The organism is Mesorhizobium zhangyense (assembly GCF_011045115.1).
GTDB lineage: Bacteria > Pseudomonadota > Alphaproteobacteria > Rhizobiales > Rhizobiaceae > Mesorhizobium_M > Mesorhizobium_M zhangyense.
Map to the genome: position 1 here is coordinate 148,993 of NZ_JAAKZG010000011.1, position 16,982 is coordinate 165,974.

General features: G+C 59.0%; 11 protein-coding genes. 6 read left to right on the plus strand and 5 right to left on the minus strand.

Going from position 1 to position 16,982, the window contains the following annotated elements:
• Nucleotides 1-8 precede the first annotated feature (8 nt).
• The 3 genes from G6N74_RS22530 to G6N74_RS22540 all read right to left on the minus strand — a co-directional run bounded on the left by G6N74_RS22530 (nt 9) and on the right by G6N74_RS22540 (nt 4,571).
• Nucleotides 9-809 (minus strand): CpsD/CapB family tyrosine-protein kinase, encoded by an 801-nt coding sequence (locus G6N74_RS22530; RefSeq protein ID WP_165120244.1) that lies wholly within the window; start codon nt 807-809, stop codon nt 9-11.
• Between the two features lie 63 nt (nt 810-872).
• Complete coding sequence (locus G6N74_RS22535; protein WP_165120245.1) at nt 873-2,432, minus strand: GumC family protein; 1,560 nt, start codon at nt 2,430-2,432, stop codon at nt 873-875.
• Between the two features lie 405 nt (nt 2,433-2,837).
• Entirely contained in the window at nt 2,838-4,571 is a 1,734-nt protein-coding gene (locus G6N74_RS22540) for a GMC oxidoreductase (RefSeq protein ID WP_165120246.1), read from the minus strand.
• A gap of 144 nt (nt 4,572-4,715) precedes the next feature.
• On the opposite strand from G6N74_RS22540, the gene G6N74_RS22545 reads away from it, so the two are divergent.
• The 4 genes from G6N74_RS22545 (at nt 4,716) to G6N74_RS22560 (ending at nt 9,158) form a co-directional block, all read left to right on the plus strand.
• Nucleotides 4,716-5,639: a glycosyltransferase family 2 protein gene (locus G6N74_RS22545; RefSeq protein ID WP_165120247.1), complete on the plus strand. Its 924-nt coding sequence runs from the start codon at nt 4,716-4,718 to the stop codon at nt 5,637-5,639.
• Between the two features lie 447 nt (nt 5,640-6,086).
• Complete coding sequence (locus tag G6N74_RS22550) at nt 6,087-6,770, plus strand: sugar transferase (RefSeq protein ID WP_165120248.1); 684 nt, start codon at nt 6,087-6,089, stop codon at nt 6,768-6,770.
• Nucleotides 6,771-7,169: 399 nt separating this feature from the next.
• Nucleotides 7,170-7,898, plus strand: coding sequence for a Crp/Fnr family transcriptional regulator (locus G6N74_RS22555; RefSeq protein WP_165120249.1), 729 nt, complete (start codon nt 7,170-7,172; stop codon nt 7,896-7,898).
• Nucleotides 7,899-8,435: 537 nt separating this feature from the next.
• Entirely contained in the window at nt 8,436-9,158 is a 723-nt protein-coding gene (locus G6N74_RS22560) for a response regulator transcription factor (protein WP_091915965.1), read from the plus strand.
• Between the two features lie 111 nt (nt 9,159-9,269).
• Here the strand turns inward: G6N74_RS22560 and G6N74_RS22565 are convergent, their stop codons facing one another.
• Complete coding sequence (locus G6N74_RS22565; RefSeq protein WP_205826811.1) at nt 9,270-10,196, minus strand: LysR substrate-binding domain-containing protein; 927 nt, start codon at nt 10,194-10,196, stop codon at nt 9,270-9,272.
• An 82-nt stretch (nt 10,197-10,278) separates the two neighbouring features.
• Here G6N74_RS22565 and G6N74_RS22570 point away from each other — a divergent pair, with 82 nt between their 5' ends.
• The gene (locus G6N74_RS22570) at nt 10,279-11,163 is read left to right on the plus strand and encodes a DMT family transporter (RefSeq protein ID WP_165120250.1); all 885 of its coding nucleotides are present in this window, start codon (nt 10,279-10,281) and stop codon (nt 11,161-11,163) included.
• Between the two features lie 592 nt (nt 11,164-11,755).
• On the opposite strand, the gene G6N74_RS30885 is transcribed toward G6N74_RS22570, so the two are convergent.
• Nucleotides 11,756-12,004, minus strand: a complete 249-nt coding sequence (locus G6N74_RS30885) for a hypothetical protein (protein WP_246245874.1) — start codon at nt 12,002-12,004, stop codon at nt 11,756-11,758.
• Here G6N74_RS30885 and G6N74_RS22575 point away from each other — a divergent pair.
• Nucleotides 11,994-16,976, plus strand: coding sequence for a DUF4082 domain-containing protein (locus G6N74_RS22575; RefSeq protein ID WP_512698584.1), 4,983 nt, complete (start codon nt 11,994-11,996; stop codon nt 16,974-16,976). The two genes, G6N74_RS30885 and G6N74_RS22575, sit on opposite strands and share 11 nt — an antisense overlap.
• Nucleotides 16,977-16,982: the final 6 nt, after the last annotated feature.

Genomic DNA, 16,982 nt, shown 5'->3' on the forward strand with positions numbered 1-16,982 from the left:
TGCCTGTGTCAGTAACCGTATTTCTCGGGTGCGTAGCGGCACTTGTTCAGCACCACGCCGAGCACCTTGGATTTCTCCGAAAGATCCCGCTCGCAGATGTCCACTTCGCTGAAGGTGCTTGCCTCCGCGGCCGCAACCAGGATCACGCAATCGACATTGGGCAGGAAAGCCATGACGTCGTCATTGGCGAGCATCGGCGGAAGATCGAAGATCAGGACGTCGGGCTTGAGTTTCTGCTTGAGGCTTTTCAGCGCCTGCGCCGCCTCCGGGCTTTGCAGCAGTTCAGCGGCAAAGCGGACGGGCCGGCCATTGGCCCCGATCGCGATGTTGTCGCCATACCGGATGAAGACATCCTCGACCTCGCTTCGGCCGCGCAGGAAGCTTTCGATCGACGGCGGTTCCTTGATCCCCAGGACCTTGCTGACCTGCGGGCGGCGCAGATCGAGATCGATCAGAACCGTTCGGCATTCCTTGTGATGGGCCATGCTGAAGGCGAGGTTCAGCCCCACCACCGTCTTGCCGCAGGCAGGCGTGGGCGACGTGATCGCGACCGAGGTCCAGTTATTCTGGCGCAGATACTGCAGGACCTTGGTCCGCAGCATGTCGAACTGCGTGTGCGCCAGGTCCGACCGGTTGATTGTGACGAGACGGGTCTTGGCGAGATGCTTGGGGTCCGGCTTGAGCGACGGCAGGCTCGCCCAGAGCATGTCGCTTCCCATTTTTGCGACTGCCGTGGCCGTCTGATCATTCGCCGGGTCGGAGCCCCGCTGTTGCTTGGCCTTCTGCAAGGCCGCGTGAATATGCTCCATCGTCTGTGTTCCCGCACCTCTTGCAGATGGCTCTGCAGTCCCCTGTTTGCCTGTCACGTTAAATCACCCTGCCGCCGTGAACCCGGAGACAGGCCGTTCGGTCGAAAGTCCGGCTGGATGGTCCTGCCGGTCGATTGGGATCGAGCTTGTGGCCGTCGTCGCGACGAACGCGGCGAACCCTGCAGCCTGCGCCAGCTTTGCCGTCTTCTTTTCGCGTTTGACCGGAATGTAGGAGATCGTGGCGAGCGGCTGGATCTGGAGCGTTCGCACGAGTTCGGTCGGGCGGCGTATGCTTTTGTTGAGCAGCTCGAGCAGCACGATCAGGCCGAGCCCAAGCCCGATGCCGCCGGCGAAACCGGCGCCGGCAATGCGCCGGCGATTGGGGCTTGTCGGTTTCTGCGGCGCAACGGCGGGCTCGACAACGGTAAACCGCTCGCCCTTGGCGCTTACCTCGATCTGCTCACCGGTAGAGGCTTCGGCCGATCTCGCGGTCGCGATGTTGTATTGAGCCTGGATGTTCTCGCGGTTGCGCTCCAGCGAATTCAAGACCGTTTCGTTGCGCGGAGTGGCCGTGATCGATTTGGTCAGCTCGGCGAGATTTTCCGTTATGGAGGCCTTTTCCTGCGTGATGTATTTCAGCCGGTCGTCTATGTCGGACAACTGAAGATCGAGCTCGGAGGTGCCGCGCTTGCCCTTGCTCGTGTCGGCGTCGCTGGCTTGTTTTGCCTGCATGCCGTTTTCCAGGGTCTTGATGCGGGCGCGCAGCGCGACGATGTTCGGGCTGTTCTCGGAAAACAAAGCGAGCTGCTCGGCTAGGGTGCGCTGCAGGTCCTGCAGCATCTGCTGTTCCAGGGTGACCGGGCCGGCGCTGACGATGCGGCCTGTGCTCTCGAACAACTCGACCAGATTGTTGCGCCGGCTGCGCAGGGCGGCTTCCTCGCGCTCGAGCGACTGAAGCCGTTCCTGCTGGTTGTTCTGCTGGTTGCGCCTGAAATCCAGGCCGTCTGGAAGAGCGTCCTTGTTGGCGTTCTTGAACTTGAGGATTTCGGCCTCTAGCCGGGACAGCTCGCCACCGAGGCGAGCAACTTCCTGATTGAAGAACTGCATGGTTTCGCCGGCCCTGTCGGTGCGCAGGCGGACGTTCATCTGAAGGATCAGCTTAGTAAACTCGTTGACGACCTTCGCCGCCAGATCGGCATCGCCGGCAATGAAGGATACGCTGAACACCTTGGCGCCCAGGCTGCCGCTTGGGCCGTCCTTCTGCAGCAGCTCGAATTTCGTGCGCCCGCGCATGTCCTCGATGATATCGGCCTGCGGAATTTCGGACGCCTTGTCGCCGTAGATTTTCAGCTTCTCGGCGAGTGCGAGCACGTTTTCGCGCGTCATGATCTGCTGTTCGATGATCTGCAGCTGTTCCACCGCGTTGATGGGCACGGTCGAACGGGCAAGGTCCGCGGGGATCTGAGGCGATTCCACCAGAATCTTGGCGCTGGCCTGGAATATCGGTGGCAAATAGAGCGCAAGGGCTACCGCCGCGGTCGTCACGAATGTGGCGACCACCAGAAAGTACGGCAATCTTCGCAGGAAGATCGATAGATAGAAGCGCAGGTCTAAATCGCCCATTGCGCAGTGCCCCAAGCCTGAACATCGGAATATGCCGAGTGCTCATTTACAAACGCGGATGGATTGCTTGATAGATCATCGATAGTGGGTGCGCGGCGCGCGGCTAGACCGTTGATCTAATCCCTATGGGTGGTGGCCCGTTTCCCCTTACGTCTTAAGTGACAGGGACCGCTCGGCAATCTGGCGTTGCACAGCTCTGCCTGTGAGGCGACGTTTCGGCATCGCAATTGAGAACCACGCAGGTGCCTGGCTGGAATGGGTGCTTTCCCGGCACGGCCCATGCAATCGGGCGCGAACCGGTGCGCATCTGGCTGGTCACCAAGGCGTGAAGGTCGGTCTTGTGGGTAGGGACGATGCGGAAACTCGCGAACTCAACCGGAATCGGCCGAATGAAGGAATGGCTGTTCAAGCCGCGCCGAATTGGTCGCGTGCGACGGGAGCCGGTACCTCATGCGAGCTAACGACGGCGCTCGTCATAGCGGAGGGTACAAAGGCCTGCTCCCGCCGTGGCGCGCCCTGAAGATGCGAGTCCGCCAGCCAGAGGGCCAGTTTCATGATCGTGAAAGTCGGGTTGGCGCTACCTGCCGTCGGGAAGACGGAAGCGCTGACCACGGAGACGTTCGGCATGGCATGGCAGCGCAGGTCTGGGCCTACGACCGACTCGGCGGGGTCCGTCCCCATTCTGGTCGAACCGGAGGGATGCGCGCAGGCCTCTGCATTGTCGATGATCGGAAGTGCCGGATCGCTGCTTGCCGGCGACCATTCGAGCGGGCAGACGCGGTCCATGCCGGAACGTTTCCAGTAGCCGTCAATATGGGCAATTGCTGAGCGGAAGGTCCGCTCGTCGGTCTGGGTCGGAGCCCATTCGAGTTGCGCCTTCGGTACGCCGAACCTGTCGCGCTTGTCAGCCAACCGGATATGATTGCTCCATTGCGGCAGTTGTTCTGCGCAGACCATCAGATGCAGGTCCACACTTGCCGGAACGAAGAGCTGCTTGCGCAGATAGCGCCAGTAGGCGGAGCGGGCCACCAGGCCCATGTTCTTTGACGCCTGCCACAGATCGTTCGGATTGACCTGACGCTTCTGAATGCCATGCGCCAGCTTCTTGATATAGCCGAGGGGGCTTTCGGTAAGGTCCATCGCGACATAGGCGAATGCGCTTGCCACTGCGTCCCCGCGTTGCGCGGTTTCCGTGAGCTCAAGATGCAGGTCACGACGCGTCGCATTGAGGAATCGATAGCCGAAAATGCGATTGGTGAGTGATGGGTTCCGCCGATTTATCGTAGCGACTTCCGATTTCAGATGATCCTGGAAGTAACGGCCGAGCACCCGGCACGAACGAAAGGCGTTGTCGTCGGATGCCGCATTCATCAAAAGCAGTAATCTGGTCGTCTCAATTGTGCCGGCAGCGATCACGAATCGGTCGGCCGACACCTCCAGCTGCTTACCGCTAAAGTTGCGGGCGACGATCCCGTTCAGCCTTCCCCCGGCGCGATCTAGCTTGAACTCGCATACCGTGGCGCCGAGCCAGATTTCTATATTCTCCAGGTCTTTCAGTTCATCTTTCAGAACCGTGAAGACATTGCAGTTCTTGAAGCTTGGTACTTTCGCCCATCTATTGAGAAGTGATTTATCATCTACCGGGAAATACTTTGATGTTATCTCGTCGGAGATAACGCTTCCGCGGAATGGACCGTCGCCAACCTTGAATATCTTCTCGATTTCATCGTGGTAGGATTCTAGGGGATCTACCGCAATCGGCCAGCGCGGCTGCTGCAGATAGGGTCGCGCTTCGGTCTCATGCTTCCCTATCGGGATCATGCGGCCGCCCCACCGGCTTGAAGTCCCGCCAAGCCCCCGGTATCGTCCGGTCAAGGCCCTGGAATATCGTTCAGCCGGATCCTCGATCTCGTTGAGCGCGTGGATAGCCGGGTCAAAGGAAGCGTATCCGCTTTCCACTACAACAACCCGCTGGCCTTTCTTGGCTACTCTTCTTGCAAATAGAAGACCGGCGATGCCGGCTCCAATCACGCAAAGTGGAGCGGTAGATCGTGAACAGTCATTTTCCAGTTCGGAGAGGTTGTATATTGACATTTCTCTATGTACGCACACGCGTATCGGTTTGTCGATGCTATCCAAAAGGTTGATATCCTTTGGGAAATTGGTGAATTATTTTAAGATCGAATAAGTGTTACAGATCGGTGCTAGGCTTGGCCCGTTGGGTTTCGGCCAACTGATTGGCATTTCGCGAAAAAGCGGAAGGCTTCATTACAGGAAACGCCGATGCGATTGTCGCCACGAGTAAGCGTCGTCATCCCCCATCTGAACGAACCGGCGGATTTGCGGCGTTGCCTGCGTGCGCTCGCGGCGCAGCGGGTCGATGGCATTCCGTTTGAAATCATTGTCGTCGACAATGGATCAGCCGAGCTTCCCGCAGCGGTTTGTGCCGCCGTTCCAGGTGTCCGCCTTGAGAGCGAGCCTATTCCAGGCCCCGGCCCCGCGCGCAATCACGGTGCGTCGGTCGCACAGGCAGATTTGCTGGCGTTCATCGACGCAGACTGCATAGCCGAGCCGGGCTGGATTCGCTCGATCGTGGAATTCATGGATCAGAACCCTGGCGTGGATTTCGTCGGCGGCGACATACGGATCCTGCTCTCGGACCCGGACCGCATAACCGCGATCGAAGCCTATGAGAGCATCTACAGCTATCGGGCCCAGCGTTATGTCGAACAGCACGGCTTCGCCGCGACCGGCAACATGGCGGTTCGCGCCGAGGTCTTTCGCGCGGTCGGGCCCTTCGGCGGTATATCCTCCATGGAAGATACCGAATGGGGCCAGAAGGCTACGGCGAAAGGATACAAGATCGCCTATGTGGCCGATGCAACGGTGCGGACCGCATCCTGCAAATCATTTTCTGAGCTCACGCGGCGCTGGGATCGGCATATCGCGCACGAATTCCGGCAGATCAAACGCGGCGGAATGAGCCTTGCAAAATGGGTGGCGACCAGCGGCATCATTGCCGCCTCGCCCGGTGGCGAGGTCGTACGCATCCTGCGCTCCGATCGCGTCTCCGGCCTTCGCGACAAATGCCTTGCCCTGGCCTGCCTGACGCGGGTGCGCCTATACCGGGCCAGGCGCATGCTCGGATTGGCTTTCCATGACAACACCGCCTTGATGGTCGGGTCGTGGAATCGCGAAAACTCCTGAGCGCACCCTCCTTCCCCTGAACTGACCCCAGGCCCTTACCGGCTCGGCCGACATCTGTGCTGCCGTAGCAGTCGCTGACCCCTCATCCGTTCTACCTCCCCAGTCTGCCGACGCTCATTCGAGCGCAGGATCGGTGTTGATTCGTGCTCGTTCCTTGCCACTGCGACACCGCCAAAGGTCGAGCGACCGGGGGTATCTGACTCGTCAATTCGGACGAACCGGAAGGCATCCGGGTTGTCTAGCCCGAATTGTTTAAAGAGGATTTATTGATATCATAGTGAACAGGCGATTAACTTTTGGCAAAAGCGTAGCTGTGTGATTCTCTTCTTTTTATAAAAAGAACAAGTCGGAAGAAATAATCCAAGCAACGGTCAGATACGCTTCCTTTTGATCTTAGCACAGCTGACGAAGAAGATTTTATCTTCGTTCGTGGCGGGGAGATTCTGTATGCTCGAAAGTTATCCCAGATCGCATCTTGGCGATCTGCCAGTCGATGCCGCCCCTTCAAGGCAGGAAATTCGATCAGGCGCGTTTTATCTCGGTGTGAAGCGTATCCTCGACATCGCGGTCATACTGCTCATCGCGCCTCTCGCCCTTACCATCGTCGGCATCCTGGCGTTTCTCGTCCATCGGGACGGCGGCAAGGCCTTCTACGGCCAGAAGCGCCTGGGAAGAGACGGCAAGATCTTCACGCTCTGGAAGCTGCGGTCGATGGTTCCCGATGCCGCGCTGCGGTTGGAGGAATATCTGCAGGACAATCCTGCCGCGCGCCGGGAGTGGGACGGGACGCAGAAGCTGAAATATGATCCGCGCATTACCAGGCTCGGCTATTACATTCGCAAATACTCCGCCGACGAGCTGCCGCAGTTGTGGAACGTGCTTGTTGGCGACATGAGCCTCGTCGGCCCTCGCCCGATGTTTCCCGAACAGCGCCCGCTTTATCCGGGTACCGCCTACTTTAGCATGCGCCCCGGAATGACTGGGCTTTGGCAGATAAGCGAGCGGAATGGGTGCACCTTCGCCGAACGCGCCACGCATGATACGCGCTACGCGATGAAGATGTCGTTCGGCACCGATATCTGGATCCTGATGATGACGGCGGTCGTGGTTCTCAGAGGCACGGGCCTGTAGGCTTTCGCCGGTCTCAAAATCATCCCCGGTCTTGTGGTTTGTTGGCCACTGCGAAAGCGGTGGCCAACTGCTTTGCGTGGCATGGTCGCAAGAAGTCTCTCGCGGACGCACCGCGCCGCGGGGCTCTTTCGGAGACATCGTGCAAGAACTTGGCTAAGCTTGAAGGTATCGATCAGCGTCTTTTGAGTCGCGCCGGACGCGCTTCAAGTCGGCCAAGCGCTTTTTGAGATGATCAATATATCATCTCAAATAGACCATGATCGGCATTAGAAGATAGGATGTAGAAACGAGTTATTAGTTTTTAGCTGGATGTATACCCGAAAGTTGTACTGAAGGGATTGTGATCCTGGTGTATCTATTAGTGAGATTCGATCGAGGACGACAGGAGGCGATGTAAGAATGACGCTTGCCCCGGAGAGCAATCCGAAGATCCAGGATACGCCTCCATTCCGCATTCCGCTCAGTGAGGCAGATAGGGCGTTCCTCGCAGGCCTGGGAGCGACGCTGCGCCGTTATGCTCCGCATGAAACGATCATGCGGCAAGGCGACGATGAGGGCAGGGCGTTCATCATTCACTCCGGCTGGAGCTGCGTCCACACCGATCTTCCGGACGGCGAGCGACAGATCATCGACTTTCCCTTCAGCGGCGACATCATCGGCCTGCGAGCTTACCAGAGCCCCAGCTACATCTCCCTCACGTCGATTACCAAGTTGATTGTATTCGAAGTTCCGGCAAAGGCGCTTACCGCGGCGGTAGAGCACTCGCCCCGGCTGGCAGGAACTTTCCTGTCGGTCGCAGCTCGCCAGAGAGCAATACTCGTCGAGCATCTCACCAATGTCGGGCGAAGGCGCGGTGCTGCGCGTGCCGCCCACCTGCTGCTTGAAATCGGAACCAGGCTAGGCGGTGATGGCCAGCGCCTGGCAAGCCACTATGAATGCCCACTTACACAATATGATCTAGCCGATGCGCTCGGAATGACGGCGATTCATATCAATCGGATACTCAAAGATTTGCGCGAACTGGACCTTCTCTCGTTTCGGCACAGAACGGTGGATTTTATAAACCTTCCGGCAACGAAAAAGTTTGCAGGCTTTAATCCTTCCTATCTTTTACTTGAAAGAATATAATTATATAGTTATGTATGGAAGTAATTCTAAACGTACTGCCATGTTATTGAAAGAGTTTCTGATTGGTTTTTATAAATATGGAATACTTTCTTAGGAAAATTCATCGAAGACTATGTGATATCAACAAATTATTACTAAAAGTATTTATATGTGTAGATAGATATGTTTAATATATGCGATCATCATCACAAGATTTACACCAACGGAAATTTAACCAAAAATATTCATTTTTTGCTAACTTAAATTAGCGCCTTTCTCCCGTCGTGATGTACCTTTGGTTGTAGCACTGCTTGCGGTGGGGTGAAACGGGCTGGGTATCAATCACATCCTTTCTTGTGACGTTTGAAGGTGCGAAACAGCACCGCAAAGTGACGTTACCACATGCAACAGTACTATTGGGAGGATGACCGTCGCCTGAACGGTCATCTGGGTAAATACAGTTGTCAAACGGAGCGTAAACTTATGAGTACCACGAGTGGAACCAACGGAAGCCATGCTTCTGAACATAACGTGCCAATCGAATTGCTTCAGACATCCATGCTCGGAGGACAGGGGCCTGTCGAAAGCGTGGTCAACTTTCACGGAACGAGAAGCGCAAATCGCTCTCTGGTTGTCCTGGATAATAGAGCGCTCGATCGCGAGTGCTTCGCGCAAAGCCTTACGTCCCACAAGATAGGGATGGAAGTATTGGCGTTCGGGACTATCGAAGACTGGAAAGCCGAGAAAGATCTTCATCCGCCGCTGTCGGCTATATTGCTGAACGTTGGCGGATGCAAAATCACCGATGCCCTCGTTGCCGACGAAATCAAAAAACTGACGTCAGAATTTCGGACCACGCCGGTCGTGGTGCTGGCCGACACGGATGATCTGACGCAAATACTGAAGGCGCTCGAATATGGCGCACGCGGCTACATTCCATCGTCAGTCGGCATCGACGTCTGTGTCGAGGCTATCGGCCTGGCGCTTGCCGGCGGCATCTTCGTGCCTGCAAGCAGTGTTCTGGCAATGCGCCAGACCATCGCCTCCGGTGGCGAAGCCGCTCGGCCGATGGCAGGGCTGTTCACCTCGCGCCAGGCTGAAGTCGCCCAGGCGCTGCGGCGTGGCAAGGCGAACAAGATCATCGCCTATGAACTCAATCTGCGCGAAAGCACGGTGAAGGTTCACATCCGCAACATCATGAAGAAGCTGAAGGCCACGAACAGGACCGAGGTCGCCTACAAGATCAACGATCTGTTCCCGGGCGAGATGAATGCCGCCTGAGAAGGCCAACAGAGGGTAACACTGCATCTTCGGCGTAAAATGCAAAGACACGACGCCGGAGACGTCTGACAAAATAAGAAACGCCGCGTAACCTCCGGGTTGCGCGGCGTTTCAGCGATCGGCGGAAAGAAAATTCTCGATCACCTTTGCGTCGAGCCCGGCTTTCGAGCCGATTCGACGTATGAGCTCAGCCGCCGCTGGCCGCGGCCGACCCATCGGCCGGTCCATCCAGTAGGAAACCGGATTGAGTACCCGGCGCTTGTCCACCGCCACGATGCGGCCTGATTGCAATTGGTCCTGTGTCAGAGGCGGCCGCGCCAGCGCAATGCCCAAATTGTGCGCCGCCGCATCCAGCACCAGATTGTAATCTTCGAAACGGCGATCCTGCGGCCGGGGCCGGTAGTCCATGCCATGTTCACCGAACCAGGCACGCCATGCCGAGGCATCGGAATCGTGAATGAGCGGATAGCGCAGCAATCGCTCCGGTGCGCCGGCGCCGATCTCCTCGGCCAATGCCGGCGAGGCGATCGGAAAACACCTTTCCTCGAAAAGCTGCACGGATATTCGCCCGGGAATGCGTCCACGCCCGCAGCGAATGGAAACGTCGATGCCTTCATCGTCCAGGTCGGCCTGGCGTATGTCGATGTCGAGCACGATTCGCAGCTTTGTCGGGCCGTTTTCCAGCGCCGAGAGCCGCGGCATCAGCCACAGGCCGCAGATGGAGGGGATGGACGTAAGGCGCACGACCGCCGTTCCGCGCGGCTCGCTCCACCGCTCGGTTGTATTGGCGATCAACGCGAAGGCTTCGGTGGTCCGCAGAAACAGACGCTGGCCTTCCAGCGTGAGGGATACGCCGCGTGCGCCGCGATCAAAGACTTTCAGGCCAAGCCACGCTTCCAGCTTTGCGACCTGACGGCTGATCGCCCCATGCGTGAGATTCAGCTTTTCAGCCGCTGAGGAAAAGCTGCCCAGACGGGCCGAGGCCTCGAAGGCACGCAGTGTCTCAAGCGGTAGGATGGGTTCTGAGCTGTGATCCATACTCACAGCAGAACCTCGATTTATTCGTTTGTCAATCAGCTCTCGACGGCGCTTCTTGTCGACGACCCCAGAGGAGGCCGTCATGAACGCAACCGCATCGCTTTATCGCTCGGCAAACACCGTTACTGCTGCTGCGGTCATCGTCACGATCCTGGCTTGGGCGTCCTCTTTCCCGGCAATCCGGGCCGGGCTTGCTGCGTTCGGACCGCTGGAACTGGGAGCCTTGCGCTTTGCCATTGCCGCCGTTCCCGCCGTGATTTTCCTGGCGGTGACGAGGCCGGCCTTGCCGAGGCTTGGCGAGATGTGGCGCTTTGGCTTTGGCGGCGTGGTCTTCGTCGCGCTCTACACCGTCCTCCTGAATTTTGGCGAACTGACGGTCTCGGCGGGTGCTGCAAGCTTCATCATCAATGTCAGCCCAATCCTGACCGCCGTCTTTGCCATGGCAATGCTCGGCGAGCGCTTTACGGGCCTGGCATGGCTCGGCACCTTCCTGTCATTTGCCGGCATCGGTATCATTGCCCTGGGCGAAGGGCAGGGCCTTCACTTCGACAATGGCGCTCTGCTTATCCTCGGATCGGCATTGTGCACCTCGCTCAATACGGTCGTGCAGAAGCCGCTCTTTGCTCGCCACAAGCCGTTGACCGTGTCGGCCTGGAACATGATCATCGGCGCCATCTGCCTGCTGCCGGGGCTGCCGAACGGAATTGCGCAGATGGCGGTTGCAGATCATCAGGGGCTTGCTGCAGTCGTCTATCTCGGAATCGTACCAAGCCTCATCGCCTATGGAAGCTGGGCGGTTGCCTTGTCGCGCCTGCCGGCTTCCCGAGCTTCGAATTTCCTCTATTGCATACCGCCGGTGGCCACCTTGATCGGCTTCGTCTGGCTTGGCGAAGTGCCGACGTTTCTAGGCATTCTGGGTGGTGTTCTGGCGCTTGGCGGCGTGGTCATCGTCAACCTGCGCCGCTGATAGCCATCCGGCTCCAATCTCCATCGAAATTCACCGCCGTCGCGATATGTCACCGCCGGAAGGGCATCTGCGCCTACCGCGATAATCACATCGGTGGATGGCGATCCCCGGCCACTCATCCACTTTAGAAGGGTGGTGCACACCGATTGATGCCGTTCACTGACACGTAAAAGCTGGCAGGATCAACATTCTTGAATGTCTGATCCAGATGTTCGGGTCAGGCGGCAATCAGGGCGATGCACATGCTCAAAATCCATTTCAGGAATCATGATTATTTGAGCGCTTCCGGCGGTTCGACACGGGTCTATACCGCAGCGAGCGAGGACATTTCCGCAAATGCAAACGCCGGGCCATCGACGGGTATCACAGCCGAGGCTGAAGAGTCAGAATCTGGGGGCAGAAAGCGTGTAGCCTGTTCGCTTCCGGATGCGTCCGGCGGCGGCGGTGGAAAAGTGCTGACGGCCATGCTTGGCGAGGGCGGTCATTCTTCCGCCCTGTCTGGCGTGGGAGCGTCTGCGCGCGTGTTTTCGGCTGGTGGCGACGCGGAACCGAGGAGCATCGGATTTTCGCTGGATAAGTCCGTCGTCATCGCTCAGTCGGGATCTTCCGGAGCGCCTGCCGCGCTTGCCCCATTCCCATCCTGGACCATTGGCACGACATCTGTCCTGTCCACCGGCCTGTCACCAAGCACCATCTCGCGGGTGTCGAGCGACGCCGGGTCCGGTGTCGTCGATGCCTTGTCGCCGGCCGCGCCGGTTGCGTCGATCACCGATGCCATTTCTTCGGGCTCAGCCGGGGGCACCACCAATCCCGTAACGTCCACCGCACCGGTGACAAGCATACTGCCTGCCGTGACAGGTGCGCTCCTACCGACTGTCGATGTCTCCGGCATAGCGCCGGCGGCGACCGATACGGACATGGATGGTGGCGCCACGCCTCCTGTGGGGCCTTCATCAGTTGGCGCCGAAACACCGGCCGAGCCTTCGACATCCAGCCTTGTCGCGCCAACCACAGCCACCACTTCAGATCCCACCGCTACCGGCACTCCCAATGTGGAGAGTTTCAGTGCCTTCGTTGCGGCGGCCACTGCGGGAGATCCCGCTGCGGCAGCACCAGCGGCAGCTTTGGCAGCGACGCCGAACAAGATCGCCATCGAAAACGCGAAGCAGGGCAACCCGCAAAGCGAGTGGGGCATCACCGGCGACGGCGACGGCAACATCCAGGGTTTTGCGACGGAAATCAGCACCAATATCGGCCAGACCGTCAATTTCAAGATTGCCACCGACTCAACCCACTACCGAATAGACATTTACCGGATGGGCTATTACGGCGGCGATGGTGCCCGTAAGGTCGACTCGATCGACAAATCGCTGACCACCGCGCAGATCCAGCCGCATCCGATCGTCGACATGTCGCTCGGCCTGATCGATTGCGGCAACTGGTCGGTTTCGGCAAACTGGGCGATCCCTGAAGATGCCGTTTCCGGCATCTACTTCGCGAAGCTCGTCCGGCTCGACGGCACCGAGGGCGAGAGTATCATTCCGTTCGTCGTTCGCGACGACGCCTCGACCAGCGATATCGTTTTCCAGACATCGGATACGACCTGGCAGGCCTACAATGCCTGGGGTGGCGCCAGCCTCTATTATGGCGAAGTGCCGGTCGATCCAGCCGATATGATCGGCTATATGCCGCCCAATTGCAGCTGCGGCATCAACGCCATCGGCCGTGCCTCCGCGGTCAGCTACAATCGCCCGATCATCACCAACACCAGTCCGGTCGGTGGCACGCACGATTTCATCTTCGGCGTGGAAAGCTCGGCCGTAAGCTGGCTCGAGCAGAACGGCTACGATGTCTCCTACATTTCAGGCGTAGACGCGACCCGCAACGGCAGCCAACTGCTGAACCACCAGGCGTTTCTTTCGGTTGGGCATGATGAATACTGGTCGGCCGAGCAGCGCGCCAATGTCGAGGCCGCGCGCGATGCCGGTGTCAATCTCGCCTTCTGGAGCGGCAATGAAGTTTACTGGAAGGTTCGCTGGGAAACCAGCATCGACGGTAACGGCACGCCTTACCGCACTATGGTCTGCTACAAGGAAACGTGGGGCACCAGCAGCGATCCAAGTGCTGTAGGCACCGGCACGTGGCGCGATCCGCGCTATGCCGATCCCGGACAGGAGCCCGAAAATTCGCTGACCGGCACGATGTTCTCTGTCGACGGCTATCGTATGGACACGATGACCATTCCGTCGGATTACGGCAATCTCCGCTTCTGGCGAAACACGGACGTCGCCAATCTTCAGCCTGGACAGACGCTTGAGCTCTCTCCGAACCTTCTCGGTTATGAGTGGGATTCGGACGTAGACAATGGCTTCAGGCCGGCCGGCCTTATCAACATGTCGCTCTCCACCGTTTCGGTGAACACCTATCTCCGCGACTATGGCACGAGCGTTGGCGCTGCAGACGCAACGCACAGCCTCACAATGTATCGGGCCGAAAGCGGTGCGCTGGTGTTCGGAGCGGGCACGGTGTTCTGGTCGTGGGGCCTCAGCGACAATCATGAGGGCCCGGAAACGGCCACGGACCGCAATGTCCAGCAGGCAATGGTCAATATGTTCGCGGATATGGGCATCCAGCCGACGACGCTGGACGCAAGCCTGATCCTGGCGACGCAATCCACCGATCACACCAAGCCGATCTCAACGATAACGTCTCCGACCCTTGGCGCGAGCTTCGTTGAAGGGCAGCACGTCACCATCACCGGCACCGCGCAGGATCTTGGCGGCGGCGTCATCGCCGGCATCGAGGTTTCGCTGGACGGCGGCCTGCGCTGGTTCAAGGCCACAGGCCGGGAGAACTGGAGTTTCAACTGGGTCGTCCAGGCCAGCGGCACCTACAACATCATGTCGCGTGCCGTCGACGACAGCCTGAATCTCGAAACGCCCGGCACGGGCAAGCAGGTGACCGTCAACCTGCCGTCGACTTCGAGCCTTTGGACGCTGGGCACCAAGCCTGACGTCGAGACCGCGCTCGACCGCGATGGTATCGAGCTTGGCGTCAAGTTCGAGACCACCACCGGTGGTTTCGTGAACGGCATCCGCTTCTACAAGGGTTTCTACAATGTCGGCGAACATGTCGTCAGCCTGTGGAAGGCGGACGGCACTCTCCTGGCGACCGGGATTTCCACCGGTGAATCGCTATCCGGCTGGCAGACCGTAAGCTTCTCGAGCCCGGTGCAGATCGCAGCGGGCACGACCTATGTGGCCTCGTATCATACGGGCGGCTACTACTCGATCACCGATGGTTACTTCAATTCGCCCTATGCCAACGGAGCGATCAAGGTTCAGCCGGGCGGCGGCGTATTCGCATATGGCGATACACCCAGCACATTCCCCGGCAACACCTTCAACGGAAGCAATTACTGGGTGGACGTGGTCTTTGATGCAGGTCCCAACTCATTACCTGTGGCAACCGACGACAGTGGCTTTACGGTCACAAAGAACGGCACGCTGACGATTTCCATCGCGGCGCTGGTCGCCAACGACACCGATCCTAACGGCGATGCGCTGACGATTACCGCTGTCGGCAACGCCGTGAACGGCACGGTGACGCTGGACACGCTGACCGGCAATGTGATCTTCACGCCAACCGCCGGTTATGCCGGTCCGGCGACCTTCAGCTATACGCTTTCCGATGGGCGAGGCGGAACGGATCAGGGCGGCGTCAGCCTGACCGTCGAAGATGGACCAGCAGGCGTTTCGCTGTTCCAGCCAAGCGACGGCCCGACGGGTGGGGCCACCAACGAAGGTGTCGGGCTCGAACTCGGCATGAAGTTCATCGCATCGGCCAGCGGCACGATAACCGGCATTCGTTACTACAAGGCGGCCGGTGCCACCGGTACGCACACCGGCTCCATATGGAGCGCCACCGGTGCGCTTCTCGGCACTGTGACCTTCACCAACGAGTCCCTGAGCGGCTGGCAGACGGCGAAATTCTCAAGCCCGATCCAGCTCACCGCCGGCACGACCTATACCGCTTCCTATCACACGACCGGAAGTTATGTCGCGACGTCGAACTACTTCACCACCGCGGTTACCAACGGCCCGCTGACTGCGCCGTCGTCGACGACGAGCGGCGGCAATGGCGTGTACACCTACGGCTCGGGCGGCGTTGCGCCGACATCGAGCTATCAGGCGACGAACTATTGGGTCGATGTCGTCTTCAACCAGTCGACGGTGAATACTGCGCCGGTCGCCAACAACGACAATGGCTTCAGCGTCACATATGACACGCCGCTTGCCATCACGTCGGCCTCGCTGCTCGCAAACGATACCGACCCGGACGGCGATGCGCTTACGATAACGGGCGCCAACAATGCCACGAACGGCACGGTTTCGTTCAACAGCCAGACTGGCGCCATCACCTTCACGCCGACCGCCGGCTACAGCGGACCGGCAAGCTTCTCCTACGGCATATCGGACGGCCGCGGCGGAACCGCCTCGGCAACGGTCAACCTGACAGTGCGTCCGCTCGATACGAGCAAGAGCCTGTTCTCGACCTCCGACACGCCGGCCACTCCGGCGGTCAACGATCAGAATTCAGTGGAACTCGGCGTCAAGTTCATCGCGTCCGCCGGCGGCACCATCACCGGCCTGCGCTACTACAAGAGCGCGCAGGATATCGGCACGCATACCGGTTCGCTGTGGACCAGCACGGGCACGCTGCTTGCCACCGCTACCTTCACCAATGAGACGGCGAGCGGCTGGCAGACGGTCAACTTCTCGCAACCGGTCACGGTGTCGGCAGGTACCACCTATGTCGCGAGCTACCATTCCAACGGCTTCTATTCCGCGACGCAGAATTACTTCACCACTGCTCATACCAATGGCCCGCTTACAGCACCGTCGAGCACATCGAGCGGCGGCAATGGCGTCTATCGCTACGGCTCGAGCAGTCTCTTCCCCAATGCGAGCTATGCCGCAACGAACTACTGGGTAGATGTCGTCTATCAGCAGGCGACGCAGAATATGGCCCCTGTCGCCAGCAACGATTCGGGCTATTCGGCGAGCTTCAATACGCCCTATGCGATCCAGGCGTCCGCCCTGCTTGCCAACGACAATGACCCTGACGGCGATCCGCTGACGATTACAGGCGTCAGCAGCCCGGTCAACGGCACTGTTGCCTTCGACAGCCCGTCGAACACGGTCACCTTCACGCCGACGACCGGCTACACCGGGCCGGCAAGCTTCTCCTATGCCATCTCCGACGGACATGGCGGCACGAGCTCGGCCCAGGTCTCGCTCAATGTCATAGGGCAGGGCGCCGAACAGAACGTGTTCTCGGCAAGCAGCACCCCGGCGACGGTCACCGTCAACGACAACAACTCGGTCAATCTCGGCATGAAGTTCCAGGCCGATGTCGCCGGCTGGATAACCGGTTTCAAGTTCTACAAGGGTCCCAGCAATACCGGCCCGCATACCGGCTATCTCTGGACGGCAGGCGGGACACTCCTGGCAAGCGCCACCTTCACCAACGAGACCGCGAGCGGCTGGCAGTCCGTCGACCTGTCCCAGCAGGTTCAGATCCAGGCGAACACCACCTACGTCGTCTCCTACAGCACCAACGGCTCCTATTCGGCGACGGGCAACTTCTTCACCTCCGATATCGCCAACAACAATCTGCATGCCCTGTCGTCAGCCCTTAGCGGTGGCAACGGCGTCTACGCATACGGGTCGAGCGGGCTGTTCCCGACGAGTTCCTTCAACAGCACCAACTACCATGTGGATGTGGCTTTCAGACCGCAGCTTGCGGCGTAGAGGCGG

Excerpts from the sequence above, each read along its gene's own strand:
- G6N74_RS30885 (WP_246245874.1), bottom strand. The coding sequence starts at position 12,004 with ATGCTTGTCACCGGTGCGGTGGACGTTACGGGATTGGTGGTGCCCCCG.
- G6N74_RS22545 (WP_165120247.1), top strand. The coding sequence starts at position 4,716 with ATGCGATTGTCGCCACGAGTAAGCGTCGTCATCCCCCATCTGAACGAA.
- G6N74_RS22530 (WP_165120244.1), bottom strand. The coding sequence starts at position 809 with ATGGAGCATATTCACGCGGCCTTGCAGAAGGCCAAGCAACAGCGGGGC.
- G6N74_RS22560 (WP_091915965.1), top strand. The coding sequence starts at position 8,436 with ATGCTCGGAGGACAGGGGCCTGTCGAAAGCGTGGTCAACTTTCACGGA.
- G6N74_RS22570 (WP_165120250.1), top strand. The coding sequence starts at position 10,279 with ATGAACGCAACCGCATCGCTTTATCGCTCGGCAAACACCGTTACTGCT.
- G6N74_RS22555 (WP_165120249.1), top strand. The coding sequence starts at position 7,170 with ATGACGCTTGCCCCGGAGAGCAATCCGAAGATCCAGGATACGCCTCCA.
- G6N74_RS22550 (WP_165120248.1), top strand. The coding sequence starts at position 6,087 with ATGCTCGAAAGTTATCCCAGATCGCATCTTGGCGATCTGCCAGTCGAT.
- G6N74_RS22535 (WP_165120245.1), bottom strand. The coding sequence starts at position 2,432 with ATGGGCGATTTAGACCTGCGCTTCTATCTATCGATCTTCCTGCGAAGA.
- G6N74_RS22565 (WP_205826811.1), bottom strand. The coding sequence starts at position 10,196 with ATGGATCACAGCTCAGAACCCATCCTACCGCTTGAGACACTGCGTGCC.